Annotated in this window: 25 protein-coding genes; all 25 read right to left on the bottom strand. The window is 47.9% G+C overall.

Features of this window, described 5'->3' with window-relative positions; all coding sequences use genetic code 11:
- Positions 1–466: 466 nt before the first annotated feature.
- Positions 467–661, bottom strand: a complete 195-nt coding sequence (locus tag HNR45_RS04980; protein ID WP_159822335.1) for a hypothetical protein — start codon at positions 659–661, stop codon at positions 467–469.
- A 510-nt stretch (positions 662–1,171) separates the two neighbouring features.
- Positions 1,172–1,984 carry an acyl-ACP--UDP-N-acetylglucosamine O-acyltransferase gene (gene lpxA, locus HNR45_RS04975; protein WP_024047904.1) on the bottom strand — a complete coding sequence of 271 codons (813 nt, stop codon included), beginning with the start codon at positions 1,982–1,984 and terminating at the stop codon, positions 1,172–1,174.
- A gap of 170 nt (positions 1,985–2,154) precedes the next feature.
- Positions 2,155–2,613 (bottom strand): 3-hydroxyacyl-ACP dehydratase FabZ, encoded by a 459-nt coding sequence (gene fabZ / locus HNR45_RS04970; protein ID WP_159822337.1) that lies wholly within the window; start codon positions 2,611–2,613, stop codon positions 2,155–2,157.
- Entirely contained in the window at positions 2,610–3,458 is an 849-nt protein-coding gene (gene lpxC, locus HNR45_RS04965; protein WP_159822339.1) for a UDP-3-O-acyl-N-acetylglucosamine deacetylase, read from the bottom strand. The genes fabZ and lpxC overlap by 4 nt, the downstream gene beginning before the upstream one ends.
- A 122-nt stretch (positions 3,459–3,580) precedes the next feature.
- Positions 3,581–4,831, bottom strand: coding sequence for a pyridoxal phosphate-dependent aminotransferase (locus HNR45_RS04960; protein ID WP_184327559.1), 1,251 nt, complete (start codon positions 4,829–4,831; stop codon positions 3,581–3,583).
- 27 nt (positions 4,832–4,858) lie between these two features.
- A complete protein-coding gene (locus tag HNR45_RS04955) occupies positions 4,859–5,017 on the bottom strand; it encodes a hypothetical protein (RefSeq protein ID WP_221417807.1) in 159 nt (52 codons plus the stop codon).
- A 155-nt stretch (positions 5,018–5,172) separates the two neighbouring features.
- Complete coding sequence (locus tag HNR45_RS04950) at positions 5,173–6,957, bottom strand: sensor histidine kinase (protein WP_159822343.1); 1,785 nt, start codon at positions 6,955–6,957, stop codon at positions 5,173–5,175.
- Positions 6,954–7,637: a response regulator transcription factor gene (locus tag HNR45_RS04945; protein WP_159822345.1), complete on the bottom strand. Its 684-nt coding sequence runs from the start codon at positions 7,635–7,637 to the stop codon at positions 6,954–6,956. Before HNR45_RS04945 ends, HNR45_RS04950 begins: the two co-directional genes overlap by 4 nt.
- A 6-nt stretch (positions 7,638–7,643) precedes the next feature.
- Positions 7,644–8,285, bottom strand: coding sequence for a phosphate signaling complex PhoU family protein (locus tag HNR45_RS04940; protein ID WP_159822347.1), 642 nt, complete (start codon positions 8,283–8,285; stop codon positions 7,644–7,646).
- A 43-nt stretch (positions 8,286–8,328) separates the two neighbouring features.
- The gene (pstB, locus tag HNR45_RS04935) at positions 8,329–9,084 is read right to left on the bottom strand and encodes a phosphate ABC transporter ATP-binding protein PstB (protein ID WP_159822349.1); all 756 of its coding nucleotides are present in this window, start codon (positions 9,082–9,084) and stop codon (positions 8,329–8,331) included.
- Complete coding sequence (pstA, locus tag HNR45_RS04930; RefSeq protein WP_159822351.1) at positions 9,085–9,921, bottom strand: phosphate ABC transporter permease PstA; 837 nt, start codon at positions 9,919–9,921, stop codon at positions 9,085–9,087. It lies immediately after the preceding gene.
- Positions 9,918–10,781 carry a phosphate ABC transporter permease subunit PstC gene (pstC, locus tag HNR45_RS04925; protein ID WP_159822353.1) on the bottom strand — a complete coding sequence of 288 codons (864 nt, stop codon included), beginning with the start codon at positions 10,779–10,781 and terminating at the stop codon, positions 9,918–9,920. The genes pstA and pstC overlap by 4 nt, the downstream gene beginning before the upstream one ends.
- A gap of 30 nt (positions 10,782–10,811) precedes the next feature.
- Complete coding sequence (locus tag HNR45_RS04920) at positions 10,812–11,714, bottom strand: substrate-binding domain-containing protein (RefSeq protein ID WP_159822355.1); 903 nt, start codon at positions 11,712–11,714, stop codon at positions 10,812–10,814.
- Between the two features lie 377 nt (positions 11,715–12,091).
- Positions 12,092–13,954 (bottom strand): excinuclease ABC subunit UvrC, encoded by a 1,863-nt coding sequence (gene uvrC, locus HNR45_RS04915; protein ID WP_159822357.1) that lies wholly within the window; start codon positions 13,952–13,954, stop codon positions 12,092–12,094.
- The gene (gene uvrA / locus HNR45_RS04910; RefSeq protein WP_159822359.1) at positions 13,938–16,799 is read right to left on the bottom strand and encodes an excinuclease ABC subunit UvrA; all 2,862 of its coding nucleotides are present in this window, start codon (positions 16,797–16,799) and stop codon (positions 13,938–13,940) included. Before uvrA ends, uvrC begins: the two co-directional genes overlap by 17 nt.
- A 13-nt stretch (positions 16,800–16,812) precedes the next feature.
- Positions 16,813–18,891 (bottom strand): excinuclease ABC subunit UvrB, encoded by a 2,079-nt coding sequence (gene uvrB / locus HNR45_RS04905; RefSeq protein WP_159822361.1) that lies wholly within the window; start codon positions 18,889–18,891, stop codon positions 16,813–16,815.
- A 373-nt stretch (positions 18,892–19,264) separates the two neighbouring features.
- Positions 19,265–20,503 carry a hypothetical protein gene (locus HNR45_RS04900; protein WP_159822363.1) on the bottom strand — a complete coding sequence of 413 codons (1,239 nt, stop codon included), beginning with the start codon at positions 20,501–20,503 and terminating at the stop codon, positions 19,265–19,267.
- Between the two features lie 125 nt (positions 20,504–20,628).
- A complete protein-coding gene (locus tag HNR45_RS04895; RefSeq protein WP_159822365.1) occupies positions 20,629–21,624 on the bottom strand; it encodes a hypothetical protein in 996 nt (331 codons plus the stop codon).
- A 328-nt stretch (positions 21,625–21,952) separates the two neighbouring features.
- A complete protein-coding gene (locus HNR45_RS04890; RefSeq protein ID WP_024048593.1) occupies positions 21,953–22,507 on the bottom strand; it encodes a hypothetical protein in 555 nt (184 codons plus the stop codon).
- Positions 22,508–22,516: 9 nt separating this feature from the next.
- Positions 22,517–22,852 (bottom strand): hypothetical protein, encoded by a 336-nt coding sequence (locus HNR45_RS04885; RefSeq protein ID WP_024048592.1) that lies wholly within the window; start codon positions 22,850–22,852, stop codon positions 22,517–22,519.
- A gap of 97 nt (positions 22,853–22,949) precedes the next feature.
- The gene (locus HNR45_RS04880; RefSeq protein ID WP_024048591.1) at positions 22,950–23,315 is read right to left on the bottom strand and encodes a hypothetical protein; all 366 of its coding nucleotides are present in this window, start codon (positions 23,313–23,315) and stop codon (positions 22,950–22,952) included.
- 61 nt (positions 23,316–23,376) lie between these two features.
- Positions 23,377–23,919: a hypothetical protein gene (locus HNR45_RS04875; protein WP_024048590.1), complete on the bottom strand. Its 543-nt coding sequence runs from the start codon at positions 23,917–23,919 to the stop codon at positions 23,377–23,379.
- Positions 23,883–24,011 carry a type I restriction-modification system subunit M N-terminal domain-containing protein gene (locus HNR45_RS04870; protein WP_221417806.1) on the bottom strand — a complete coding sequence of 43 codons (129 nt, stop codon included), beginning with the start codon at positions 24,009–24,011 and terminating at the stop codon, positions 23,883–23,885. The genes HNR45_RS04875 and HNR45_RS04870 overlap by 37 nt, the downstream gene beginning before the upstream one ends.
- Positions 24,012–24,217: 206 nt before the next feature.
- Positions 24,218–25,222, bottom strand: a complete 1,005-nt coding sequence (locus tag HNR45_RS04865; RefSeq protein ID WP_159822367.1) for a hypothetical protein — start codon at positions 25,220–25,222, stop codon at positions 24,218–24,220.
- 583 nt (positions 25,223–25,805) lie between these two features.
- Positions 25,806–26,303 (bottom strand): hypothetical protein, encoded by a 498-nt coding sequence (locus tag HNR45_RS04860; RefSeq protein ID WP_159822370.1) that lies wholly within the window; start codon positions 26,301–26,303, stop codon positions 25,806–25,808.
- Between the last annotated feature and the right edge of the window lie 100 nt (positions 26,304–26,403).

Below are 26,403 nucleotides of genomic sequence, written 5' to 3'. Positions count from 1 at the left end.
GTCGGTGGTCTTTATTAGAAACCCGCAAAAGTTCCCTTTTTAAGCTCCTTAAGAATAGTATCTTCTCCGAGCTCTTTTAAGCGAGCCTCGGCCCTCTCTTCTTCGTTTCCAAATTTCAGATCTGCCATACAAGTAGCAATTAAGCGCCGTACCTCGTCCTCGTTTCTTTTGTCTTTTATCCAGCCGTCCGGAATATAACACATTATTTACCACCAACCCTCCGCAGTGCACACGCCAACTTGTTACCTAAAACCATAGTAAATAAGTTGTTTTTATTATCTCTGATACATTTATCATACTGCGCATAATAATCCCTTGGCAACCGCATGCGATCATCGTGTTCTAAATAAGCTTTTCATTCCTTCTCAAGTTCTTCATACGCAAATGCCCTTTCGTTTGTTCTATTCATAGCGTCTTGTCAATTTGCACAAGGAAAAACCGCCTCGACATCTGCGTCGGTGGTCAGTTAGTATATGATTTCCGGCATATCCGGATTCGGTGGCGTGTTATCAAGCGGAACGCCCGTCCTAATAGCATCTCGCAGTTTCTTCGTCGCGTCACTCAAGTCTGTTAATTTCTCAGGGATCGGCTCTCCCAATATCACATAATCCAGCGCCCCTGCCCCAAACTTCTCACGATACTCCTGTTTTGCTTGTATCATTTGCTCAATGCTTTCTTGCCACGCACTACTAACTACACGCACCACAGTATCACCCCTTTATCAAAAGCCTCTTGAAACCATTAATAATAAACGTCTAACGATAAATAGCCCATTTCGTACACGTCTTTACCCTCTGCAACACATTTGTTTATCATTTCTATCACTTCATCATCTGGTATGTCCATTAGTAATGGAATGGTTGGGGATGTGTCCTCAAAGTCTCATCATATAATTTTATCGCCTCTTCAACTTCTTTCTTCATTTACCTCACTCCCCTTACTACTTCCATTTTTAACCATCTTGACCTGTCCTACCGCGCAACTTTTCTTCTATTCCTCATGCTTCATATTCGGCACGGTTACGCTTTTTCCTTTTTGAGTACATGCCACACGCGCCCCGTCATGAGTAAATCCGCATTATCATGCGGCAGTGGCGCAGACTCATCCTCTATCTTTCGCCGCCGTTTATTCGACAAATAAAAAACGCCCGCGGTCGCGGGCGTTACTTTTTCTATTCGCGGCGCACACGGCAAATACCGCGCTCGCAATTACGCAGGAAGCGTAACATGTGTTCCACTTCTTCGGACGCGTCCAATTCGTGTTCCATTTCAGAAATCGCTTCCGAAAGGCGCAGATTGGAACGATATAAAAGTCGGTACGCGCGTTTCAAGTCGCGTTTGACGTCGGCGGAAATACCGCTACGCGCCATGCCGACACTGTTCAGTCCGACAACGCGCGCCGGATTACCGTCCGCGATCACGAACGGCGGCACATCCTGAACTACTTTGGTCATAGCGCCGATCATGCAGTTACGACCGATTTTCACAAACTGATGAACACCGGCCATACCGCCGATGACAGCGCGGTCTTCGACGACTACATGGCCCGCCAGACCTGCGAAGCTGCTGATCACTACATGGTTACCCACATTGCAGTTATGCGCGACATGCGTATACGCCTGCAAAAGGCAATGCGAACCGACGTGCGTTTCCTGTCCTTCACCGGTCGCGCGGCTGACGGTCACGAATTCGCGAATGTCCGTATAATCGCCGATGGAGGTCGTGCTGCGTTCCCCTTCGAATTTCAAATCCTGCGGATCGCTGCCGATCGAGGCGCCGGGGTAAATGTGGCAATATTTGCCGATCGTGGTGTACGGATGAATGACGACATGCGCATCAATACGCGTGCCTTCTCCGATCACCGTATCCGCGCCGATCACGGCGTACGGTCCGATTTCTACGTTACTGTGCAGAACCGCGCTCGGATCGACTACCGCCGTTTCGTGAATATTCGGTTCATGCTTTTCTACAAGTTGTAATCCCATACTATCTCTCCCGCTATTTGCTATGTAAACTGTATGAATCAATTCAGTTTTATCGTTTATTTTATAATCCGTATTCCGGACAAATATATAACTGCCATTTTACGCTTTCTCGTGCCATTAGCGATGTCTAGAATGGGAATTCAATAAATTGCTCACTTTTTTGACTCAATTCATGCTTTTTGATCGGCTTGATCGTCTTTCTTGGGTGAAAGATAAAACATGAATTCGCCTTGCACCGCCAGCTCGTCGCCCACATATCCGCGGCAGGCGATTTTTCCTACATTTCCTTTGATTTTCAATATTTCGATTTCGCTGCGGAAGGTATCTCCCGGCCGCACCGACAAACGAAAGCGAACTTTATCCATCCCGGTGAACATCGGCGTCATGCCGCGATGCTCTTCCGGATATAACAGAGCTACGCCGGCGACTTGCGCCATGGCTTCACATAAAAGCACGCCCGGCATAATCGGATTTCCGGGAAAATGTCCTTGAAAATACGGATCGTTCATGGTCACATTTTTGATGCCGACGGCGCGTTTCATCGGTTCCAATTCTAACATACGATCCACCAGCAACATGGGGTAACGATGCGGCAAAATTTCCATAATTTCAGTAACTTCAAGTTTCATACCGGATCCTCCTTTGCGACCGACTCGACCAAACGGCGAGCCAGCTCCGTATTCAGTTGATGACCGGACTTGCGCGCAATGATATGCGCTTTCAACGGCCCCGCCAAGGCCAGATCACCGATCACATCGAGAATCTTGTGGCGCACTACTTCATCCGGATACCGCAATTCGGAAAGCACTTCCGTCGGCGAATACACCACGGCGTTTTCCAGCGTCCCGCCGCGTCCCAGCCCCATCTTACGCAGTTGCTCCAGCTCTTCCGTAAAACCGATCGTGCGCGCCCGCATAATGCTGTTACGGTAATTTTCCGTCGTGATTTCAATATCCATCGCCTGCAGCCGCAGTAACGGATGGTCTTCTTTTTCGGCCAGGAAGGTAACGCGAAAACCGTCATACGGCAACGCGACAATAAATCGATCATTCGGCGTATCGTACACGCCGACACTTTTTGTCACGGGTAAATAGCGGCGTTCCGCGTCCTGCGTCACAATACCCGCTTCATCCAACAGGCCCACGAATACCGCCGCGCTGCCGTCGCCGACCGGCGGTTCTACCGAGTCCAGTTCCACGATGATATTATCGATCTCCAGCGCCCGAATCGCGCTCAGGACATGCTCGACGGTAGTCACCATGACCGCTCCGTTTTCGAGTGTCGTCGCCCGCATCGTATTCGTCACATAACGAATCTGCGCGGCGACCGTATCATTTTCCGAGATGTCCGTGCGGCGAAACCGAATCCCGCTATCCGCCGGCGCGGGAACAAACGAAAGCCGCACCGGTTGCCCAGAGTGCAAACCGATCCCCGAGTAGGTCACTTTTTTGGCGATTGTCTGTTGTAAACTCATCCGGACTCCTTGCGTTGTAAATTTTAATAATTAACAAATTAGCCTATTTATTAAGTATAACGAAAAACAACTTCGGAAACAAGTTCCAGGGCAAAGAAAAAGTTCCGCCGAAGCGGAACTTTTTACGCGTGTTCGACTTGCTCCCAGGCCGCTTTGAGTTTGGTCGCAATGCCCGGCATCTTCGCTTTGGTGACCGCGCACACCGCCAAACGCACACCGGCTTTCAACGGTACGGGGAAAATATTATCCCGGTTCATCAGCGCGCACACCGCTTTCGAATCACGGCTCGGCACGCTCAGGAAAAAGCCGGCGCGATACGGTAAAACCGGCAGTTCCACCTCCGCCGCTTCCTGCATGAAGAGCGCGGCGCGATCACGGATAAGCGCGAAGTATTCCGCCTGTTCCGCTTGGAACTGTTCTAAAAGTTTCGCGTCCTGACTGATGGTAACCAGCGTTTTCATGCCGGCCCGATTGATATTCGACCAGGTCGCCCGACCGGTATATTGATTGATGTCTTTAAATTCCTGCGCGATTTGCGGCGAAGACGTGATGCCGATCATCGCGCCGATACGCTGTCCGTACATGGTAAATCCTTTGGACATGCTGTAGCAAACGACTACGAGCAAATTTTCCGGCAAATTCTCGAAATGACGGAAAAAGCTCCGCGACGTTTCTTCATCGCCCGCAAAATCCAGGTACGACACATCGACGAGGAGGATCACATGTTTCTCCGGACGCGCCGCGACTTCTTTCAGCGTTCCCAACGCCTGCTGCCAGTCTTCGTCGGAAAGGCTGTAACCAGTCGGATTATGCGCCGGCGTGTTCAAAATCACGAGCACCTGATCCTGACGCGCCGCGATCGCTTCCACATGCTGCGCGAAATCGTCCTGATTCCATTGCAGATCATCGGTAAACAGGCGGAAGGTGCGAAGTTTGCGACCGTTGTCATTGCAAAGCACGCTGTACGCGCCCCAGTACCAGTCGCTGGTCAACACTTCATCGCCCCACTCGGTGTAATTATGAATGGTGTTGTGAATGCCGCCGGTGCCGCCGGCCGTGGCCACCGCCGCGATCTCCGCCGCGGGTCGGTACGCGCCGAAGCAACGGTTCTGCACTTCGGTAAGGAAATCCGGCAGACCCGCGATCGGCGCGTACTGAATCACGTCACGCATCGAAAGGCCGCGGTATACTTTCTCTACCGTCGGCAGGCACACCAACTCTTCATTCTCGTCCAAAATCGCGCCGATGGTCGCGTTGGTTACTTTTTCTTCACCATATTTCTGCGCCGCTTTGACCGCCGCATCATTGGCGCCGAAAATCACATCATTCGCCTTTTTCCCATAGGCTTGCGGTGCTGCTACACTTATCGTCATGACTATCCCTCGCTTCCTTCAAATTGCCTAATCTTCATTCTCGTCCAAAATCGCGCCGATGGTCGCGTTGGTTACTTTTTCTTTACCATATTTCTGCGCCGCTTTGACCGCCGCATCATTGGCGCCGAAAATCACATCATTCGCCTTTTTCCCATAGGCTTGCGGTGCTGCTACACTTATCGTCATGACTATCCCTCGCTTCCTTCAAATTGCCTATTATTATAGCACACTTGTCCGCATGCGATGCATTTTGAGCGGAGTAAAGCGGGTCCTGCGCGCTTGTTTCCAGACGATGCATTTCGGCGCAAAAAAACAGCCGTCTTAGTAAGGCGGCTGTTTTTTTATTTCGTTACGACGTGGGAAACGTCGCCGTCGTTCGTCACATCGTCAGCGCTTTGCGTTTTTCCGGTTTCCGCCGCGTCGGGTTGCTTTTTCGGTAAGGTTACCGTAATCGCGGTGCCCTCCTTCGGCTGACTCGTCAAGGCCAATTCGCCATGGTGCAAGGCGACGATATGTTTGACAATCGCCAAGCCCAAACCGGAACCGCCGGTCTCTTTCGAGCGACTTTGTTCCACGCGATAAAAACGTTCAAAAATATAGTTCTGTTGTTCAATGGGAATACCGACACCGGTATCTTTTACCGTCAATGTAACGTCGTCTTCGCCGTCTCGGATGGTCACATCCACGCTGCCGCCTTCGCGATTATATTTGACCGCGTTATCCGCCAAATTCAAGACGAGCTCAAAGAGCAGACGGGCGTCGCCGAAAACGTAGCCCCGATCACCGTGCAGCTGCATCCGAATGTTCTTTTTCTCGGACTGCATTTCCAAAAGATCGGTCACTTGCTCGGCAATGTAGTGAAGCGACACATTTTGCCATTGATACGGTTCATTCGCCTCTTCAATGCGTGACAGACGCATGATGTTTTGAATGAGTCCCAGCAGACGATTTGATTCCTGAATCATCCGCCGCGCAAAGTTCTTCACTTCGTCGGCATTATGATACATGCCGTTCAAAAGCAGTTCGGCGTAGCCGCGAATCGAAGTGAGCGGCGTATTCAATTCATGCGAAACATTCGCCGAAAATTCGCGACGACGTTGTTCCGCCAAGGCGGTTTCCGTCACATCGCGAACGACCAGCAATACGGTAAAGTCATCATTACTGCTTTCCGTGCGGCGGGCGCGCACGCGATAGATCCGCTCGCACAAAGTAAGCTCGGTGGACGATTCGCCGGTTTTCATGGCGTCCTGAATGCAGGTCAGCCACGCGGAGCTCTGATCCAACGCGGCCGCGCTTTGGCCGTGCACATCGCTTGTTAATTGGAAGATCTTGGCCGTGACATTGTTGTAGTCCAAGATGGATTGTCCGCGATCCAGCAAAATGACGCCTTCCGTAAGCGTATCCATCATGTGACGGGTGCGGCTACGCTCGTCATTAATTTCATCAATATAATGCGAAATGTTTTCCTGCTGCGCACGTGTTCTCGCTAAGATGGGATCGAGTTCCGGCACGCCGAGCATATAAGGCACCGGTTGCCCAGAGATCATCGCATCGACCGCTTCCCCCGCCTGACGCAAAGGTTGCAAAAGATGCCGCGTCAAGTAACCGGCCAGGAAGAAGCAAGCGATCAGGATGACCGCCAGTACACCTAAAACGCCCGGTAACGCGCGTTGCATAATCGCCAATAAGCTGCCGCGATCCACCGCTGTACGCAGGATGGAGCCGTCGTCCAAGCGCAGCGCATAGTACGAAGTTTCCCGCGCCAACGTACCGGATTCCCGGCGGCTCGCGCCTTCGCCGTGGGCCAAGGCTGCCTTGACTTCTTCGCGTTCCAGATGATTTTCCATTTGGTCCGCGTTGTAAGCCGATTCAAAACGTACTTTGCCGGACGCATCGATCCAAGTTACGCGCGTCATGCCGTCAATACCGGCCACCGATGCCGCCAGCCAGTCGACCGGTACCGGTTGATTGCGCATGCCGTCCGCCAATACGGTCGTAACCTGTTGGAGATGCATTTCCGCTTCTTTACGGACGCCGGAATAGTAGAACCACATGCTTGCCAGTAAAGTCAACAGCACCGCTACGATGCTGATGCTTACCAACGCGGAGTAGATGCTTTTTTTCATCGTTCTTCACCCAGTTTGTAGCCGACACCGCGTATCGTTTGAATCATGCTTCCCGCGTCGCCAAGTTTTTGGCGCAAGCTCATAATATGCATGTCGACCGTACGACTTTCAATGAAATGCGTAATTTCCCAAACGTGTTCCATAATCTGTTCGCGGGAAAGAACGATTTCTTTATTCAGCAACAGGTACGCGAGCAATTCAAATTCCTTGGCCGTGAGCGTCACGTCTTCGCCGTCCACCTGCACGCGGTAGCGTTTACGATCCAAGCGAATCGGTCCGCATTCATACACATCTCCCGCGAATGCGCGGTAGCCCTGGCGTCGTAATACGGCGCGCACGCGGGAAATCATTTCCATAATCCCGAACGGTTTGCGAATGTAATCGTCCGCGCCGATATCGAGACCTGTGATGACATCATATTCCGCGCTCTTGGCCGTCACTAAAATCACCATGACGCCATCGTACGCCGCATGGCTCCGTAATTTGCGCAAAATAGTTAAGCCGTCGTCGCCGGGCAACATAATATCGAGCAATACCAGATCCGGTACTTTTTCTTCCAGCGCCGCAAACAATTCTTCGCCCGACTCGAATTTGCCGACTTCATACTGCTGGCTCTCCAGCGCATACACCATGAGGTCACGAATATTTTCATCGTCTTCTACACAATAAATTAAGGCCATAGATTTTCACTCCCGCCGATCACCGATGGCAAATAAAACCCATTCCGCGGAGGACGCGGCGTGGTCGCCGATCTTCTCCAAGAATTTTCCCATCAACAATGCATCGGGCAGCAAGGGGTCCGGCGAGTCGCCTTCCCGCAATTCTTGAATGATTTCTTCGCGCAGCTTGCGAAACAGCTGATCGACAATGGCATCCCGATCAATCGTGCTCTGCGCCAGGTCCGTATCAAAGCGGACCAGCGAGCGCAACGCGCTGTGCAACATGTCGCGCCCTTCGGCAAGCATATCTTCCAAAATATCCCATGCCGGGTCCGAACGCATTTCACTTTCGTCGGCAAGTTCCACCAACGCGCCGGCGAGTTCCCCGATACGTTTAATATGGGACGCCATTTTAAAGATCGCCGACACCAGTCGGAAATCAGACGCCAACGGCTGTTCGCTTGCCAAAAGCCGCAAACAGTTTTCCTCCAGCTTGCGTTTGGCGGAAACGATACGACGCACGGCCTCATCGACTTCCTTGTACGGAACGCTGTCGCCGTCTTGGAAAATAGTCGATGCCATTTGCAACACATCATCCGTCCAGCTGCCGACCGTAATGATGTCGTTACGCAACTCGTTGAGTTCGCGTTCTAATCGGATTCTGACCACAATATACCTCGCTTTTATTATACCAAGTCGAACGTTTTTCCGTTCAACCGAAACGTCCGGTTACATAATCTTCCGTGCGCTGTTCCTTGGGGTTCGTAAAGATGACATCCGTCGCATCTTTTTCAATGACTTCACCCAACAGGAAAAACGCCGTCGAGTCTGAGCAACGCGCCGCCTGTTGCATATTGTGCGTAACCAGGACGATGGTGTATTGCTGTTTCAATTCTTCAATCAGGTTTTCGATTTTCAATGTGGAAATCGGATCGAGCGCGGACGTCGGTTCATCCATGAGAATGACTTCGGGATCGACCGCAATCGCGCGAGCGATGCAAATACGTTGCTGTTGCCCGCCGGAAAGAGCGAGCGCGCTTTCATGCAGACGGTCGCTGACTTCCTCCCAAATGGAAGCCTGTTTCAAACTGCGTTCCACCGTTTCATCCAAAATCGATTTCTTTTTGATCCCCATCGATTTCAGCGCAAACGTGATGTTATCATAAATGCTCATCGGGAACGGGTTCGGCTTTTGGAATACCATCCCGATCTGCCTGCGCAGTTGATTGACATCGTGCACATCAAATACATTTTGCCCGCGATACAATACTTCGCCGGTGATCCGGCAGCCTTCAATCAAATCATTCATACGGTTAAGAACGCGCAAGAATGTCGACTTGCCGCAACCCGACGGTCCGATCAACGCGGTGATCGAGCGTTCTTCAATCTCCATATTGACATCAAAGAGCGCTTGTTTTTCCCCATAATAGAGGTTTAAGTTGTTCACTTTAAAAGCCAAGTCGGACATCTATTTTCTCCATTTATTCATGACGAGCGAGGAAATCTCGTTCATCAAAACTACGACTACAATCAAGATAACGCCGGTGGCGTACGCTTTGTCCGTGTGAATCCCTTCACTGGAAAGCGCGTACATGTGAATCGCCATCGTTCGTCCGGAGTGCATCAGGTTGCTCGGAATCTCCGGTACGGTGCCGATCGTGTACATCAATGCGACCGTTTCGCCGACGATACGGCCGATCGCCAAGATGACGCCTGCGACAATCCCGCGGCCGGCTACCGGCAAAATAATTTTCAAAATGGTGTCCCGTTTACCTACGCCCAAGCCGTAGCTGCCTTCGCGCAAACCGGTCGGTACGGTCAAAAGAGCTTCTTCCGTTGTCTTGATGACAAAGGGAAGCACGAGGATCGTCATTGTCAAAATACCGGAAATCAAAGAGTATCCCAGCTGCAAGAAAATAACGAAAAACAAAAAACCGAATAAACCGTACACGATGGAAGGAATACCGGCGAGCGTTTCGCTGGCCATCCGAACCCATTTTACCAACCACGAGTCGCGTTGCGCGTATTCCGTCATATATACGGCGGTGCCTACGCCCAGCGGTATCGCCAAAAGCAATGTACCGACGGTCAGGTAAATCGTCGTGATCAATGCCGGAAAGAGCGAAACGTTGGATGTATTGTACTTATAAGCAAACAGATCGGCGGTCACAAACGGAATACCGTTCCAAAGGATGTGTACCAGCAAGTACACCAAAACACTCATCGTGAGCGCAATGCCCAGCCAAACGGCGACCTGTACGATCCATTCATAGACGCCGCGCGGTTCCCCACGACGTTGGCTCATGATTTAACCAGCCTTTCACGTAAAAACAGGAACAGCGTATTCAACAGCAAAATCATAATAAACAAAATCGCGCCGGTCGCGATCAACGCTTCCCTGTGCATGTCTGCCGCGTAACCCATTTCCAAAACGACATTGGCCGTCAAAGTACGCGTCCCGTCCCAAAGTGACGACGGAATAATCGCCTGGTTACCCGCGACCATGATAACGGCCATCGTTTCACCGACTGCGCGGCCGATCCCCAAGACAAACGACGCCAAGATACCGCCGGAAGCCGCCGGCACCATGATCCCGACCACGGTGCGTTCGTGGGTCAAACCCAACGCGCGGCCGCCTTCATAGTAACGGTCCGGTACCGTGGAAAGCGCTGATTCGCTGACCGAAATAATCGTCGGTAAAATCATGATGGCAAGCAATAACGCCGCCGTAAACACGCTGTTGCCGTTGCCGCCTAAATACTCGCGAACCATCGGCACCATGACGACCATCCCGAAGAAACCGTAGACGATCGAAGGGATACCGGCCAATAATAAAACTAACGAACGTAGGACACGCCGCCACTTTTCCGGTGCAAAAAAAGAAAGGCAGACGGCTGCCGCCAAGGCAACCGGTCCGCCCATCAAAATCGCACCGAGAGTGACCAGCATACTGCCAATGATCATCGGGAAAATCCCGTATGTGGGCGGTACGTCCGTCGGGCGCCAACTTGTTCCCAAAAGGAAATCGCGCAAACCGATGGTAAACATCGGCGGAATTCCTTTGGCAAAGATAAAGAGCCCGATGAGGAAGACGCATATGATGGACATTGCCGCCATCACATGCACCGTCCAACTCATCAACTTTTCACTTATCTGCGAATTCATCCGCTCACTCCCGCTTCTTACCGGCAGATGTTATTTCGCATCCTGCCATTTCGTAATTTTGCCAATGTAAACGTCACGAACAGAATCCGCTTTAATGTTTTCTACGCTGTTCGCTTTGTTGACCACAACTGCCAAACCGTCTTTGGCAATAACGTTACCGTCTACTTTACCTTTTTCGCTGTCTTTCAATTCACGCGATGCCATACCGAGGTCGGCCGTGCCGCTGATCGCCGATTGAACACCGGTCGTCGAGTCGCTCTGCTGAACTTCGACTTTCAGGTTCGGGTTGGCTTTCTGATAGGCTTCCGCCAGTTTTTCCATGACCGGAGTTACCGAAGACGAACCTGCGCATACGATTTTGCCGGACTGGTTCGCCGGAGTGTACGCCGCCGGAGCTTGATCCACCGCGATGTAGCCGTTGTCGGTAACGATCTTCTGGCCTTCTTTACTGTGGATAAATTTCAGGAAGTCTTGCGCTTGCGGCGTCAGACCTTTTTCTTTGTTGATGACGACGTTGAACGGACGAGCCAATTTGTATTGGCCGTTCATAACGTTCGCCGGGGTTGCTTCCACGCCGTCAACTTTCAAGGCTTTTACGGTATCGTTCAACGAACCGAGGGAAATGTAGCCGAGCGCATACGCGTCATTCGCTACGCTGGTCATCATGACGTTGGTGCTGTTCGTAATCTGCGCGGAGCTCAAAGTACGGTCGACTTTCTTACCGTTTTCTTTGACTTCAATACCCAACAATTCAATGAACGCGCCACGCGTACCGGAACCGTCTTCACGGGAAATAACGTGAATATCTTTGGCCAAATCAAAAGCCGCTTTGTCGCCGCCGGATTTGGAGCCGGAACCGCCACCGCAACCCGCAATTGCTAATGCCATTACTACACTGACTGCTGCCAAACCCAAACGTTTGCCTTGTTTCATCTTTTTCGTTCCTCCTTTGGAATCGATACGAATTGGTATAACTGCATAATAGCGGAAGACTGTCAAAAGACTACACAGCATTTGTAAATAAATTGTAAAAACAAAGTTTTTGTAAGCTGCATTGAAAATAAATCGCACAAATTCTTCTTTTCCCTTTAAGAAGTCCTTTATTTACAATGCTTGCGCATCTTCAAAACGTCACGATAAATCATTTTAATATTTTTACACTTTTACAGGCGTATCATTTTATCGTGTTTTTATATTTCCCACCGCGGCTTCCGACAGCGGATCGGCATCTCCCGATTTTTGTCCGAATACGTTTCGCAAACATAATGTTGTAAAAGCGGACAAAAAAGAGCGGTGCTCACCGCTCTTTTTTATACCCATTTTTGATTGTCTTCTTTCGTCTGCAGTTGCTGCTGCTTTTCGTGTTTCTCCGCCCGCAAAAACGCGTGCACGGCTTCGGCGGCTTTCCGATTCATGCCGGGCACGGCCGCCAATGCTTCGACATCGGCCGCGCGCATCGCGTCCAAATTCGGAAACGCCTGCCATAGCGCCTGACGACGTTTCGGACCGATGCCGTCGATATGATCCAAGATGGATTGGAAATTTCGTTTGCTGCGCAATTTACGATGGTACGTAATCGCGAACCGATGGGCTTCATCACGCACCGTCTGCAATAACTGCAGCGCCGGTAACCGATGATCCAGCACAATCGGTTCGTTGCTGTACTCGGTAAAAATCTCTTCGATCCGTTCCGCCAGAGCTATGACCGGTGTTTGGACGCCGCACTCGCGAATAACGGGCAACGCCGCATGCAACTGTCCTTTACCGCCGTCAATAACGATCAGATCCGGCAACGGCCAATCGGGATGATTGCCGTAACGGCGCGCCATGATTTCACGCATGGAGGCGAAATCATCCGGCTTGCCCTGTACGGTTTTCAATTTGAATTTACGATATTCGCTGCCGGTCGGTTTGCCGTCGATCAAAACACTCATGGAGGCGACGGTCTCCGCGCCCTGAATATGACTGATATCAAAACACTCAATGCGTTCGGGTAAATTGGGCAGATCCAAAATTTCCGCGAGATCGCGCACGGCGCCGCTTTGCTTATCCACCGTGTGCTGCCATTGCAGTTCTTTATCCGCGAGGTACTTCGCGGCATTGTCCTGCGCCATATCTTTCAAGCCGCGTCGAAAACCGCGTTGCGGCACGGCGATTTTCACCTGCGAGCCCCGCTCCGCCGTCAGCCATTCACCGAGCAATTCGGCGTCGGCCGGCAAAAACGGCACGGCCACTTCTTTCGGCACGCGGTCCGCGCTGCCGGTGTAATAATTTTTGATAAATCCGGCCAATACTTCCGCATCGCTTTCACCGTATGAGCCGCTGACCATATAGTTTTCTTTGCCGATCACTTTGCCGGCGCGGACAAGTAAAATGACGACACCCACTTTATCCGCCGTGCGGGCGACGCCGATCATATCCAAGTTGCCGGCGGCGGCCACGATATTTTGCCGTTCCTGCACGCTCTTCAAAGCGGCGATACGGTCCCGGTAACGGGCCGCTTCCTCATAGCGCATCGCCGCGGCCGCCTCTTTCATGCTGTCTTCCCAACGGTGCAGCCACTGCCGATTTTTACCTTCAAAAATATCGCAGACTTCCTGCGCCATTTGATGGTACGCGGCTTGTTCCACCCAGCCCATGCAGGGCGCCTGGCAGCGTTTCAAATGGTATTGCAGGCAGGGTCGTCGTACTTTCATTGATCGACAGGTCCGCAAGGGGTAAATCTGCCGCAAGGTTTTCAATGTCCGCGCCACCGAGCCGACGTCGGTAAACGGTCCCAGGTACCGCGCGCCGTCACGCACCAGCCGCCGCGTCATAAAGACGCGCGGATAATCTTCCTGCAACGTGATTTTGATGTACGGATACGTTTTATCATCCCGCAGTAGGATATTGTATTTCGGATGCAAGCGTTTAATCAAATTGCATTCGAGAATGAGCGCTTCGAGTTCCGTCTTGGTCAGAATAAAGTCGACATCTTCGGCATGGTTCATCATGGCATTCACTTTGGGACTGTTCTTGCTTTCTTCCCGCACGTAGGAACGCACGCGGCTTCGTAAATTCACCGCTTTGCCGACGTAGATGACTTTACCGAACCGATCTTTCCACTGGTAGACCCCGGGTGTGGTCGGCAAGGCGTCGAGCTTGGTTTGGATCCGCTCATTCACTTGCCGCATGACGATCCTCCACCTGACCGAGTTTTTGCGCCCGTTCCAGCAATGGCGCTAAATAATGACCCGTGTATGACTCCGGCACGGCCGCCACTTCTTCCGGCGTGCCGGTCGCCACGATCGTACCGCCGCCCGAGCCGCCTTCCGGTCCCAAGTCAATAATATGATCGGCGCATTTGATCACATCTAAATTGTGCTCGATGATCACCACGGTATCGCCTTCATCCACAATTCTCTGCAAGACATCCATCAGTTTGTGAATATCCGCCACATGCAATCCGGTGGTCGGTTCATCCAGAAGGTAGAGCGTCTTGCCGGTACTGCGTTTCGCCAGCTCCGTCGCCAATTTGACACGCTGCGCTTCCCCGCCGGAAAGCGTGGTCGCCGGCTGACCGAGACGAATGTACCCGAGTCCCACGTCCTGAATCGTTTGCAGTTTTCGGACAATGGCCGGATGATTGGCAAAAAATTCGACCGCTTCATCCACCGTCATATTGAGCACATCGGAAATATTTTTGCCTTTATATTTCACTTCCAGCGTTTCACGATTATAGCGCGCGCCGTGACAGACTTCGCAGGGCACGTACACGTCGGGCAGGAAATGCATTTCAATTTTAATGATGCCGTCGCCTTTGCAGGCCTCGCACCGACCGCCGCTCATATTGAAGCTGAAACGCCCCGGCTTATAGCCGCGCAACTTCGCTTCCGGCGTTTGGCTGTACAATTCACGAATCGGCGTGAAAACGCCGGTATACGTCACCGGATTGGAACGCGGCGTGCGTCCGATCGGCTGCTGGTTGATATCGATAATTTTGTCGATATTTTTCGCGCCGGTAATGCTTTTATACGTGCCGGTACGGTGGTATTTACGATACAGACCGTTGGCCAATCCTTTGTAAAGAATCTCGTTCACCAGCGTACTTTTACCCGAACCGGATACCCCGGTCACGACCGTAAGGCAGCCCAAGGGAAACGTCACATCAATATTCTGTAAGTTGTGTTCACTCGCGCCGCGGACCACAAGTTTTTTGCCGTTGCCTTTGCGGCGTTGCGCCGGTACGGGAATGTAACGCTTACCCGCGAGGTATTGTCCGGTCAGCGATTGCGGCGTTTGCAAAATGGTTTTTAAATCCCCCTGCGCGACAATTTGACCGCCGTATTCACCGGCTCCCGGACCGATATCGACGATGTGGTCCGCCGCGCGGATGGTATCTTCATCATGCTCGACGACGATCAGGCTGTTGCCCAAATCGCGCAGTCCTTTCAAGGTCGCCAGCAAGCGATCATTATCGCGCTGGTGCAGACCGATCGAAGGTTCGTCCAAAATGTAAAGCACGCCGACGAGACCCGAGCCGATCTGCGTCGCCAGACGAATCCGCTGCGCCTCCCCGCCGGACAGCGTGCCCGATGAGCGGGCCAGCGTCAAATACCCCAAGCCCACATCATAAAGGAAACCGATGCGCGCATTGAGTTCTTTCACAATTTGGTGGGCAATGATCATTTCTTTTTCCGTCAGTTCGAGTTCGTTCAAAAAATCGCGAATCTCCGCAATCGAAAGGCAGGTCAGCTCATGAATGTTCAAGCCGCCGACCTTGAACGCCAACACTTCCGGTTTGAGGCGCGCGCCCTGACATTCCGTACAGGGAACCTCCGTCATGTAGCGTTCCATTTCCTGCCGCTGACTGTCCGAGAAGGCGTCGCGATGGCGACGTTTCACCATGGGAACGACACCTTCAAACGCTCGATCATAGCTCTTGACTTCGCCGCGCATATTTTCATAACGGAAACGGAATTTTTTGGACGTGCCGTCGCGCAAATAGCGCTTGCCCTCCGCCGGTAAATCACTGTAAGAATTATCCAACGTCAGACCGTACGATTTCAGGAACGGCACGAGCTGCACCATGAACCATGAGTTACGGTTCGTGGAAAGCGCTTGCACCGCGCCGTCTTTGAACGGCAAATCGGGATCCGGTACGATCAGACTGAAATCCGGTTCCAGGCTCGCGCCCAGACCCGTGCAAACGGGACACGCTCCCATCGGATTATTAAAGGAAAAAAGCCGAGGTTCCGGTTCCGGCAAGGAGATCCCGCAATCCGGACAGGCGAAATGCTGACTGAACACATATTGCTCTCCGTCCACCACCTGCGCGTACACGACGCCTTCCCCCAAACCGAGCGCCGTTTCGAGCGAGCCGGCCAAACGCTGCGCCAAGCCTTCGCGCGCGATCAGTCGATCGACCACCACCTCGATGACGTGTTTACGATTTTTCTCCAAATCAATCTCTTCATCGAGACTCCGCACTTCACCGTCGACGCGTACACGCGCATAGCCTTCTTTACGCAAGCGCTCCAGCGTCTTTTTATGCGTGCCTTTTTGCGCCCGAACGACCGGCGCCAGTAAGAGAAAGCGCGTGCCTTCCGGTAAAGCTAAAATGGCATCCGTAATCTGTTCGACCGTCTGTTGCGTGATCGGCTTGCCGCAATGCGGGCAAAACGGTCGACCTACCCGCGCGTACAAAAGACGCAAGTAGTCGTAGATCTCAGTCACCGTGCCGACCGTCGAACGCGGGTTGCGGCTGGTCGTTTTCTGATCGATCGAAATGGCCGGCGAAAGTCCCGCGATATAATCGACATCTGGCTTATCCATCTGCCCGAGAAACTGCCGCGCATACGCGGATAAAGACTCCACATAACGGCGCTGGCCTTCCGCGTAAATAGTGTCAAACGCGAGGGAGGACTTGCCGCTGCCGGAAAGTCCTGTGAAAACAATAAATTTATCCCGCGGCAGACGCAAATCAATATTTTGCAAATTATGTTGACGCGCCCCGCGAATGATCATTTCTTCTTTCATAGCGCTCCTTTATTCAGCGATGACGACGCGGTTTTTTCTTCATCGCGCGCATCTTATCCCGTGCCTGCGAACCGAACCGATCCGCCCATTCCTGGCGCAAACGCCCGAGTTCATCGCGGCATTGCGCCGCTTTCTCAAACTCCAAATCTTTCGCCGCTTGGCGCATGGCCTTTTCCGTCTCCACAATGCGGGCATGCAGGCTTTCATCGGTCGCTTCGCTCATATCGGCGTCATATTCCTTGCGCCAATCCGTTTCCGCCACCTTAGTCAGGGAAATTAAATCTTTCACTTCTTTAATAATGGTCTTCGGTGTAATATCGTGTTCCGTATTATACGCCTCTTGTATTTCGCGGCGGCGTTTTGTTTCTTCCATCGCGCGCGCCATCGAGTCCGTGACATGATCCGCGTATAAAATGACATGCCCCTTGGCGTTACGGGCCGCCCGCCCGATCGTCTGGATCAAGCTGGTATCGGAACGCAAAAAGCCTTCCTTATCCGCGTCCAAAATCGCGACGAGAGAAACTTCCGGCATATCCAATCCTTCGCGCAGCAGGTTGATGCCGACCAGCACATCAAATACACCGGCGCGCAGATCGCGAATAATCTCCGCCCTTTCGATGGTGGCGATATCACTGTGCAGGTAGCGCACTTTGACATCCATTTCTTTGAGAAAATCCGTCAAATCTTCCGCCATCTTTTTCGTAAGCGTGGTAATCATCACGCGCTCATTGTCTTTCACGCGCGCGCGGATTTCGCCCAACAGATCATCCATCTGACCGCGAATCGGTCGCACTTCCACCGACGGATCCAACAGACCCGTGGGACGAATAATCTGCTCGGCCATATTCGTTTGTACCGACATTTCATACGGACCGGGCGTCGCCGAAATATAGACGATCTGATTGATCCGTTCGACAAACTCATCAAACATCAACGGTCGGTTGTCCGCCGCCGAAGGCAGACGAAAACCGTAGTCGATCAACGATAATTTACGGGAACGGTCACCGGCGTACATGCCGCGCAATTGCGGCACCGTGACATGCGATTCGTCGACCATGATTAAAAAATCATCGGGGAAATAATCCAGCAGCGTATACGGCGCTTCACCGGGCGCCCTGCCCGAGAGATGCCGCGAGTAATTTTCGATGCCCGAGCAGTATCCGATCTCCCGAATCATTTCCAAATCGTAACGGGTGCGCTGCTCCAAACGTTGCGCTTCCAATAATTTATTTTCCGATTGCAATACCGCCAATCGTTCATCCAGTTCCGCTTCGATGGAGTGCAACGCGCGCTCCATTTTCGCGCCGGTCGTGACGTAATGGCTCGCCGGATAAATCGCGACATGCGTACGCTCGGCGATCACTTCGCCCGTGAGCGTATCGATTTCCGTCAAGCGATCAATCTCATCACCGAACATCTCGATGCGGATGATCTGCTCCGACTCGCCGACCGGAAACACTTCGATCGTATCACCGCGCACGCGAAACGTGCCGCGGACTAAATTCATATCATTGCGTGTGTATTGAATATCCACCAACTTGCGCAGAATTTCCTCTTGCGGCTTCACCTGACCTTTACGCAGGGACGCCACCATCTCCGTATAATCCTCCGGATCGCCCAAGCCGTAAATGCAGGAAACCGACGCGACAATAATCACGTCACGGCGCTCGAATAAACTCATCGTTGCCGAGTGACGCAACTTATCGATCTCATCATTGATCGACGCGTCTTTTTCAATATAAGTATCCGTTGACGGAATATAGGATTCCGGCTGGTAGTAATCGTAGTAACTGACAAAGTAAGCCACTTCATTATCGGGGAAAAACGCTTGAAACTCGCTCGCCAACTGCGCCGCGAGCGTTTTATTCGGCGCGATGATTAAGGTCGGTTTTTGCACCTCTTCAATCACTTTCGCCATCGTATACGTCTTGCCGGTGCCGGTAGCTCCCAGCAGCACCTGCGCCCAATGACCGTCACGAATCCCCTGCGCCAAATCCGCGATCGCTTGCGGCTGATCGCCCATCGGCTGAAACGGAGCGTGGACTTTGAACGGAACGGGCGTACCGCTGTATGTTCTTTTTAAATGCTTCATAGTACCCCCTGTATATGCGTATTTCTCATATAATTATTATATCATATCTAAAAAATTCTATATTATTTCCTGAGCATGTTCCATGCGTAATAAGCACATCCGATAAATTATTCGCTACCCCGTTTTGACACACAAAAAAAGTCTCGCGATCACGAGACTTTCATTTTCATGGTGCGCCTAGCAGGAATCGAACCTGCGCACCCGGTTCCGGAGTTTTAAATCATGGTTTTGTTGCTTTTTCTAAGTTTATTAATTTACCACAAAGCGCCATAAATAAGCGTTTTGTCTGAATTTCTGCTTTGATAAACTTGGCCTATTATTGCTAAATTTATAGAGTCAATAGAGTTATTGGGCTCAAAATTGGGCTCAATAACTACTTGCTCTTGGTAATTTTCTCATAGACATTTTTGATGAATCCTTGCTTTTCTGTTTCTTTCCAAAAATAATAGTTCACCAAAAGCAACATAAGCCAAACGAACAAATAAGCAAGTACCGCCGGAATACTTGCACCACCGTAAGACCACGTTACCGGCGAAAAGGGATAATTCCGAGCACGAGCTTCTGATACTAGCGCAGTATACAACAATGTGCCCAAAAACATATGTGTCGATAAAGCTAGCAAAAATGATGCCGCCATCATCGTTATTTTACTTGCTTTTTTAGGCGATTCCTTTCTTTCTATTTGCTTTTTTAGCCACAATAGCGCTATCGGAATCATTCCGATAAAAATGTACCGACTCTTTTCATCCAAACAAACAGCAATAATACTATTCCATACTGTTGACCATTTTTCCGGTAAAAGCCCGATCCAAAGCGGATTCGGCTGTAATTCAAATACATTTACCTGGAGCACACCCCCCAGTAACAATAACAATGATAGCGAAAAATATATCTTACTGTAATCACGCAAAACGGTATTCCTATTTCCCGTTTTAGAGTACTTGTTTATTTCTCTATATACATCTGGAATCAAAATTCCCCAAAACCAGGCTAGCAAAAATATTACTCCGATATTCGGTAAAGCATCTGAACACACAATCCATGCGAAAACGCCTTCTGTTTCATTGATCGCAACAAGCGTTTGAAAGTATATCAAAACAATTGCTTCAATAGCACTTAAAAGAAAGATTTTAGTCCCCCAAAAAGTGTGCTTCTCCCAAAACTCCAAAAGCACATTCGGCAAAAATCTTGATAAATAAATTATCACACCTGTTAAACAAAGCAATCCTAATACCCGAGCCGTTGACCATGCTAACATCATCTTCATATAGAGAGAAACGGAAAAGAGCTCAAGTCCGAATAACAAGAAAAAACAAGCCATAAAGCACAATGCTATCGGTCGCCCTTTACTCATTTTCTTCTCAGCGAAATACCACCCCGCCAACAATATATGCAATACACTGAAAAGCAGAAAAACTACATATTGTATCGGTCCATATTTAGGATCAAGATAACATGCATAATCCGCCCAAACTAAGTTTGCCAGCACCGCATATATTCCCCATACTATGCTTGAAACAACCACATATATATCCCACAATGCTCTGCGACATTTAGTTCTATACATTGGCATCACCGCCCGTTCCCGAACTGATTCTTCAATTGATTCCACCACTGATTCCATCCATCAATAACATAGGATACTTTGTTTCCTGTGGACTCAAATGGAAAAAGCATAGTAATCTGATTTATACAATCACCTGTATGTTTATGTTTCCTCTTGCGGTGGATATCGGTTTACTCATTCCACATTTTATCGTTTTCAATTAACTCTTTTAGTTTTTCCAAATTCTCTCTGTTGTATTCAATATCTTGATAGGCATAATAATCCTGGTGCTCTTCCTCAATCTTTACCGGCAAATTAACCACATCGTCTAACTTCCAATTATGCAGAAACGAAACATAACACTGGCGATAATCCGTACGAATCCAGTCTTTTATTGTCCATTCGTCATCAAAAAACGGGTGATACCCACCGGAGCCCCACGGATACATCCAAAGAAGCTTTATATCTTTTCCCGATGTCGATACCCAGTACGGATGGTCACTGTATTTAGAAACCACTCGTCCTTTTCTGTCCAGAATATAGGTGCCGTCTTCTCGCCGGACTAAAAATTGCGACTCATTCAGAACTCCTACCGTATATCCATCTATGTGGATTTTTTCACCGGAAGTGTAGAACACATCATTTTTTTTATTTACCCAACCAATAATGTGATTATCTACAGATAACACACGAGTAATGTCATCTTTAACAGTTATCTGTTTCTCTATGATTCCTTTCCTGTTGAGCCAATAAAATGATGATGTTTTATCGTCAACATACTGCCACACTAAGTAGCCTGTTTCTGTCTCGTACAAATCGAAGTCGTCGGATGCATCAATATTGATTTGCTGTTTTTCCACAGCATTTTTACACGTAACCAAAAATAAATCATTTTCGTCATTTTTAGTTAGCATAATTAGTGCCCCGTCATAATTGAATATCGGTCCCGTGAGCAATGCGCCCCTGTTGATTTTTATTCTGACATAATCCGCCAAATCATTCGGATTCAAAAATGTAAAATGATAATATGGATCTCTTACCGTCGGATCATAAGCAATGATCGTTCCACTATATTTATACTGTCTTACATGATACATGTGAACGCATTTCCATACGCCTAATCCCATGAGTATGACAATGAGGCCTAAGCATATCCGCTTAATTACACTGCGAGTAAGTAATCTCATACCAATCACTCTCCTATCCTCGAAACCAAGCCGGTTCCGTGATATTTTCGATAATCTTCTTTCAAAATATTTTCACTTCGGAAGGGGAAACCACCATGCGCAAAAGCCGTAGCGTTTGTGCCGCCGGCGACATCCTTATTTGATAGTGCTATTTACCCCATCATACAATATGGGGAGAATTTTTGGGGGAAAATAAATACATTCGCATGCCGATTTATATTTTCCGCGGAGTTTGCGCGCATAAAAAAGACCTTAGAAATCAATCTAGGGTCTTTTTATTTACGCATCGGTATGAGCTTCGTCAGCATGCGGGGTTATAGTACATGTCTCAGTTATTATCTCGATCAGCGTCTGTCAAAGTTCTTTGTTTTTGCTTTTTTAATATCCTTTTCTCAAAGAAATGTTTTACATACGGCTCCAGTATTCCGCCCCACCATGCGGATACTAATAAAAAGAAGCCAAAGAAACATAAATTTGCGATAAATGCATGTTCCCAATTGCTTAATTCATGAATTTGCCAAAAACGTTCGTATTCAGAGATGAGAAATAAATACATTATTGCCGATACTATTGCCAGTCCGTGCATAAACAAAAGCCACGAAGACTGTATCGTTATAACTATCCAATATGCAATCATGATAATTAGCCAGAGAAAAACAGAAGAATAAAGCCGATATTTTCTATTTCCCCGTGTTTTGGAAAATGCCAAAAAGTGAAATGCCGCTAACCACCCTAATCCTATTGCAAGCATAATTATGAAATTTTCTTCATTGCTCATCCCGCCATGCGGAGTTTGTATGTCCAACCAAGATGACACATACACTATCAACACAAATGAAACCGCTATCAGCAATATTCGTATAACTCTATTCATCGTAATCATAATCAAATCCTACGGCCTCAATGTTCCGGCAAATTTCAATTTCTCTTTTGTTGTTTCAATCGGAATAGATACTTTCCAAGCAATCGGTTCCACACCTAAGACAGCTCCTACCTTATTCATTCCATCTACGTTTTTATTGTAGTCTATCAGATCCATAAAAGTGATTAGAAATGAATATTTTTCCTGTCCGTCACGCTCCACAATTTGGCTGGTTACAATCACTTGCGCTCCGTTAATTGCATACTCATGATCTTTGGTATCATTGATAAATATTCCACCACTTTTTTGCGTTAAATTTTCCGTAACTTGTTTTGTGGAAAGATCGGAAGTAATAAATAAATACATTATTACCGATCGGTTCTTGTGTCGCCAGTAGTAGTGCGTGTCGGCGACGTTTTGTCCCGTGGTGAGTCCGATGTCTCGTGCGGCAAGTAGTTAAAACTTACCGTACAATAAAAATCGCACTTACTAACAAAATTATAAAAATCCCGTTTAGTATTAAAACCCAGCCCATAACATCCTTTGTCTTGCCTTTAAAAAACCTATTAGGATATCCCTTCAGCGCTGCATACCCCGTTGCACAAGAACTAAATCCAAAAATAAAAGTTATGATGAAGACTGATAAAGAGGTAGGCTTTTCAATAAACAACACCAACGTCATTGCTATTAAAAAAGATCCTCCTCCTAAACGCCACCATATTACCGCCTCTTCACATTGTTTTGTTTTTCTCCATTCTTTAAAAAACATAACCACTAAACATACTATCGCTGTTGTCACAAGAAGTTTTCCACCGTCAATAATCACCATATCAACCTACCTCAAAAAACTTCTTTCTAGATATACGCTGTGCTGCTTAGGACAACATTTCCTAATATCCAGGCACAAAAAGATATTCCAACCATTTCATTCTTGTCCAAATATCATTATAAACGATAGATATAATTACCTGTTTTTTGTTTTCTACATGGTCAATATCGATAATAAACTCTTCATTGTACAATCTTGCGGTTCTCAAACGCTCATTGCAAGAATAAACAGTCCATCCTTGTTCTTGTAAATCGGACAGAAAAGAATCAAATAAAAACAATTCATCAGCATCATCAAAACATACAGTCAAAAACAATGCGGGAAGTTTATTAACATGCCCAAAATACGTCGCCCGACCATGAAAAGGCTCTGCTAAGCCTATGGTCCTCTGCTCTAAATAATATGTACGTTCTTCCACGATGTCTTTGTTTACAATTCCATAAACAATGCCACCAAAAAAATTAACCACGAAAGCAAACAACACAGCTCCCAATATATACCAATACCATTTGAGACAGATTTTCCGTATCTGTTGAAAAGCCGTTTTCAAAACATTCTTAATGGGATTCATTGATACTTTCGAAATTTTTTCGTCTTTAAACACTTTTCTTCGTTCTCCGACAGATACTTGTAAAAAATAAAACCTAAAAGAAAGTCTTTATATCCATGCCCTTCTATTTTGGACTTGAACCGCATCTGATTGGCGGATTCCCAAATCGTAGATGCTAACTGCCGCTTATCTATAGAGAGCTCCCATCTATTTACCTAGTCTATTTGCGGCTCAATACCGCGTCTTTGAAGGAACCGTCTTAAATTATACTGCTCGTCATATTCACATTTAACGCTGGCCAAGCAAGGTGCTTCCCTGTATGTTTATGTTTCCTCTTTCGGTGGATATCGGTTTACTCATTCCACATTGTATCGTTTTCGATTAACTCTTTTAATTTTTCCAAATTCTCTCTGTTGTATTCAATATCTTGATAACGAAAATAAGCCTGCCATCTTCCTTCAATTTTTTCAGGTAAGTTAACCACATCGTCCAACTTTCGATTATACAGAAACGGAACATAACATTGTCGATAGTCGGTACGAATCCAGTCTTTTATTGTCCATTCATCATCAAAAAACTCTTGATACCCTCCGGAGCCCCTCGGATACATGCAAAGAATATTTATATCTTCTCCCGATGCCGATACCCAATATGGATGATCACTGTATTTAGAAACCACTCGTCCTTTTCTGTCCAGAATATAGGTGCCGTCTTTTCGTGGGACTAAAAATTGCGACTCATTCAGGGCTCCTACATCAAACCCGTCTATATGGATTTTTTCTCCGGAAGTGTAGAACACATCATTTTTTTTGTTTACCCAACCAATAAAATGATCCCCTGCAAATAATCTTTTCGATATTTCATCTTTAACACTTGATGTTTGCACTTGCTTTTTTTCATCTATCCAATGCAAAAGTGTGGTCTTGTCCTCTAACTTTTGCCATACTAAATGTCCTCTTTCTGCTTTATATAAACCGACGCGACCTGCTTTCCCTATTTTTATTGAGTCTTTTTTCGAGTCCGCATCATACTTTGTCAAGTACAAATTGTTATCACTGTCTTTAGTTGCTATAAATAAAGTTCCGTTTTTCCCTAATGACGGTGCCGATACAAAAGTTTTATCGTTCGTTGTTATCCGCACATAGTCTCTAAAATCGTTTGGATTCATAAATGTAAACGTAGAACAATCTTCGTCTTCTCCTTCTTCAATAGTAGAATTTGCAGAAATAATCGTTCCACTATATTTATACTGTTTTACATGATACATGTGAACACATTTCCATACGCCTAATCCCATGAGTATGACAATAAGGCCTAAGCATATCCGCTTAATTACACTGCGAGTAAGTAATCTCATACCGATCACTCTCCTATCCTCGAAACCAAGCCGGTTCCGTGATATTTTCGATAATCTTCTTTCAAAATATTATTCACTTCATAAGGGGAAACCGCCATCCGCAAAAGCCGTAGCGTTTGTGCCGCCGGCGACATCCTTATTTGATAGTGCTATTTATCCCATCATACAATATGGGGGGGATTTTGGGGGAAAATAAATACATTCGCATGCCGATTTATATTTTTCCGCGGAATTTGCGCGCATAAAAAAGACCTTAGAAATCAATCTAAGATCTTTTTATATACGCATCGGCATGATCTTCGTCAACATGCGGGTTTATAACATATGTTTCAACGATTGTTTCGATCAACGTCTATTGCGGTTCTTTATTTTTGCTTTTTTATATCCTTTTCTCAGAGAACCTTTTTATATACGTCTCCAATATTCCGCCAAACCATGTAGCCAACAACAGATAATAACCTTCAAAACAGACGCTCAATAATAAAATATTTCCCCAACGTCTTAATTCATAAATTGACCCAAAGTATTCATAATAAATAAATACATACATAATAGCTGGTATTATACCAATGCCCAACACTTACTAAACCCAATAACGAAACCAAATCATTTTTGTCCAAACTTCATTGTATGTTATCCCAATAATCCCTTTCTTCTTTTTTTCCTCATAACAAAAATCAACGACAAAAACATCATTATAAAACTTCATTTTTTGACCCTTTGTATCACAAAAAGAAATGCGCCACCCATCATCCGTCACTTTTTTGCAAATCTCCGCCAAATGAATTTGATTGCTCGGAATATCAAAATATACATTAACAATTATTGCCGGTAGCGATTTCACATTACCGAATGTAACATTTTGACCTCCTATCTCCTTAGCCAATCCAGCCCCTGTTTGCTCCAAATAATTAACACGCTGTTCTACCAGATCTTTTTCTATTCTTCCATAAACAAATCCCCCCACTAAGTGAAAGAAAAACATGACTGCAAGCAATAAAAATACACACCAATAACATTTCGTCCACGCTTTTCTAGCCCATAGCCCCCCTATACTCAAGACATTCTTAAAGCATTTCATAAATATCACTCATCCGTTTATATGTTCTTTTAAATACTTCATAGCACCCATGTTTGCGTATGTATCATGTAATTATATATTACTCCCTGATCATGTGTCA

Origin of the sequence: Negativicoccus succinicivorans (assembly GCF_014207605.1) — a bacterium.
Lineage (GTDB): Bacteria > Bacillota > Negativicutes > Veillonellales > Negativicoccaceae > Negativicoccus > Negativicoccus succinicivorans.
The sequence above is the reverse complement of the archived record's forward strand: the minus strand, read 5'-3'. Positions and strand labels throughout refer to the sequence as shown.

Excerpts from the sequence above, each read along its gene's own strand:
- uvrC (WP_159822357.1), bottom strand. The coding sequence starts at position 13,954 with ATGCGGCAAGTGAATGAGCGGATCCAAACCAAGCTCGACGCCTTGCCG.
- pstC (WP_159822353.1), bottom strand. The coding sequence starts at position 10,781 with ATGAATTCGCAGATAAGTGAAAAGTTGATGAGTTGGACGGTGCATGTG.
- fabZ (WP_159822337.1), bottom strand. The coding sequence starts at position 2,613 with ATGAAACTTGAAGTTACTGAAATTATGGAAATTTTGCCGCATCGTTAC.
- HNR45_RS04870 (WP_221417806.1), bottom strand. The coding sequence starts at position 24,011 with ATGCGGTTCAAGTCCAAAATAGAAGGGCATGGATATAAAGACTTTCTT.
- HNR45_RS04860 (WP_159822370.1), bottom strand. The coding sequence starts at position 26,303 with ATGAAATGCTTTAAGAATGTCTTGAGTATAGGGGGGCTATGGGCTAGA.
- HNR45_RS04980 (WP_159822335.1), bottom strand. The coding sequence starts at position 661 with ATGATACAAGCAAAACAGGAGTATCGTGAGAAGTTTGGGGCAGGGGCG.
- HNR45_RS04920 (WP_159822355.1), bottom strand. The coding sequence starts at position 11,714 with ATGAAACAAGGCAAACGTTTGGGTTTGGCAGCAGTCAGTGTAGTAATG.
- HNR45_RS04895 (WP_159822365.1), bottom strand. The coding sequence starts at position 21,624 with ATGAGATTACTTACTCGCAGTGTAATTAAGCGGATATGCTTAGGCCTC.
- pstA (WP_159822351.1), bottom strand. The coding sequence starts at position 9,921 with ATGAGCCAACGTCGTGGGGAACCGCGCGGCGTCTATGAATGGATCGTA.
- HNR45_RS04865 (WP_159822367.1), bottom strand. The coding sequence starts at position 25,222 with ATGAGATTACTTACTCGCAGTGTAATTAAGCGGATATGCTTAGGCCTT.
- HNR45_RS04955 (WP_221417807.1), bottom strand. The coding sequence starts at position 5,017 with ATGACGATAAGTGTAGCAGCACCGCAAGCCTATGGGAAAAAGGCGAAT.
- HNR45_RS04890 (WP_024048593.1), bottom strand. The coding sequence starts at position 22,507 with ATGATTACGATGAATAGAGTTATACGAATATTGCTGATAGCGGTTTCA.
- lpxA (WP_024047904.1), bottom strand. The coding sequence starts at position 1,984 with ATGGGATTACAACTTGTAGAAAAGCATGAACCGAATATTCACGAAACG.
- HNR45_RS04885 (WP_024048592.1), bottom strand. The coding sequence starts at position 22,852 with ATGTATTTATTTATTACTTCCGATCTTTCCACAAAACAAGTTACGGAA.
- uvrB (WP_159822361.1), bottom strand. The coding sequence starts at position 18,891 with ATGAAGCATTTAAAAAGAACATACAGCGGTACGCCCGTTCCGTTCAAA.
- HNR45_RS04945 (WP_159822345.1), bottom strand. The coding sequence starts at position 7,637 with ATGGCCTTAATTTATTGTGTAGAAGACGATGAAAATATTCGTGACCTC.
- HNR45_RS04960 (WP_184327559.1), bottom strand. The coding sequence starts at position 4,831 with ATGACGATAAGTGTAGCAGCACCGCAAGCCTATGGGAAAAAGGCGAAT.
- lpxC (WP_159822339.1), bottom strand. The coding sequence starts at position 3,458 with ATGAGTTTACAACAGACAATCGCCAAAAAAGTGACCTACTCGGGGATC.
- HNR45_RS04950 (WP_159822343.1), bottom strand. The coding sequence starts at position 6,957 with ATGAAAAAAAGCATCTACTCCGCGTTGGTAAGCATCAGCATCGTAGCG.
- pstB (WP_159822349.1), bottom strand. The coding sequence starts at position 9,084 with ATGTCCGACTTGGCTTTTAAAGTGAACAACTTAAACCTCTATTATGGG.
- HNR45_RS04880 (WP_024048591.1), bottom strand. The coding sequence starts at position 23,315 with ATGGTGATTATTGACGGTGGAAAACTTCTTGTGACAACAGCGATAGTA.
- uvrA (WP_159822359.1), bottom strand. The coding sequence starts at position 16,799 with ATGAAAGAAGAAATGATCATTCGCGGGGCGCGTCAACATAATTTGCAA.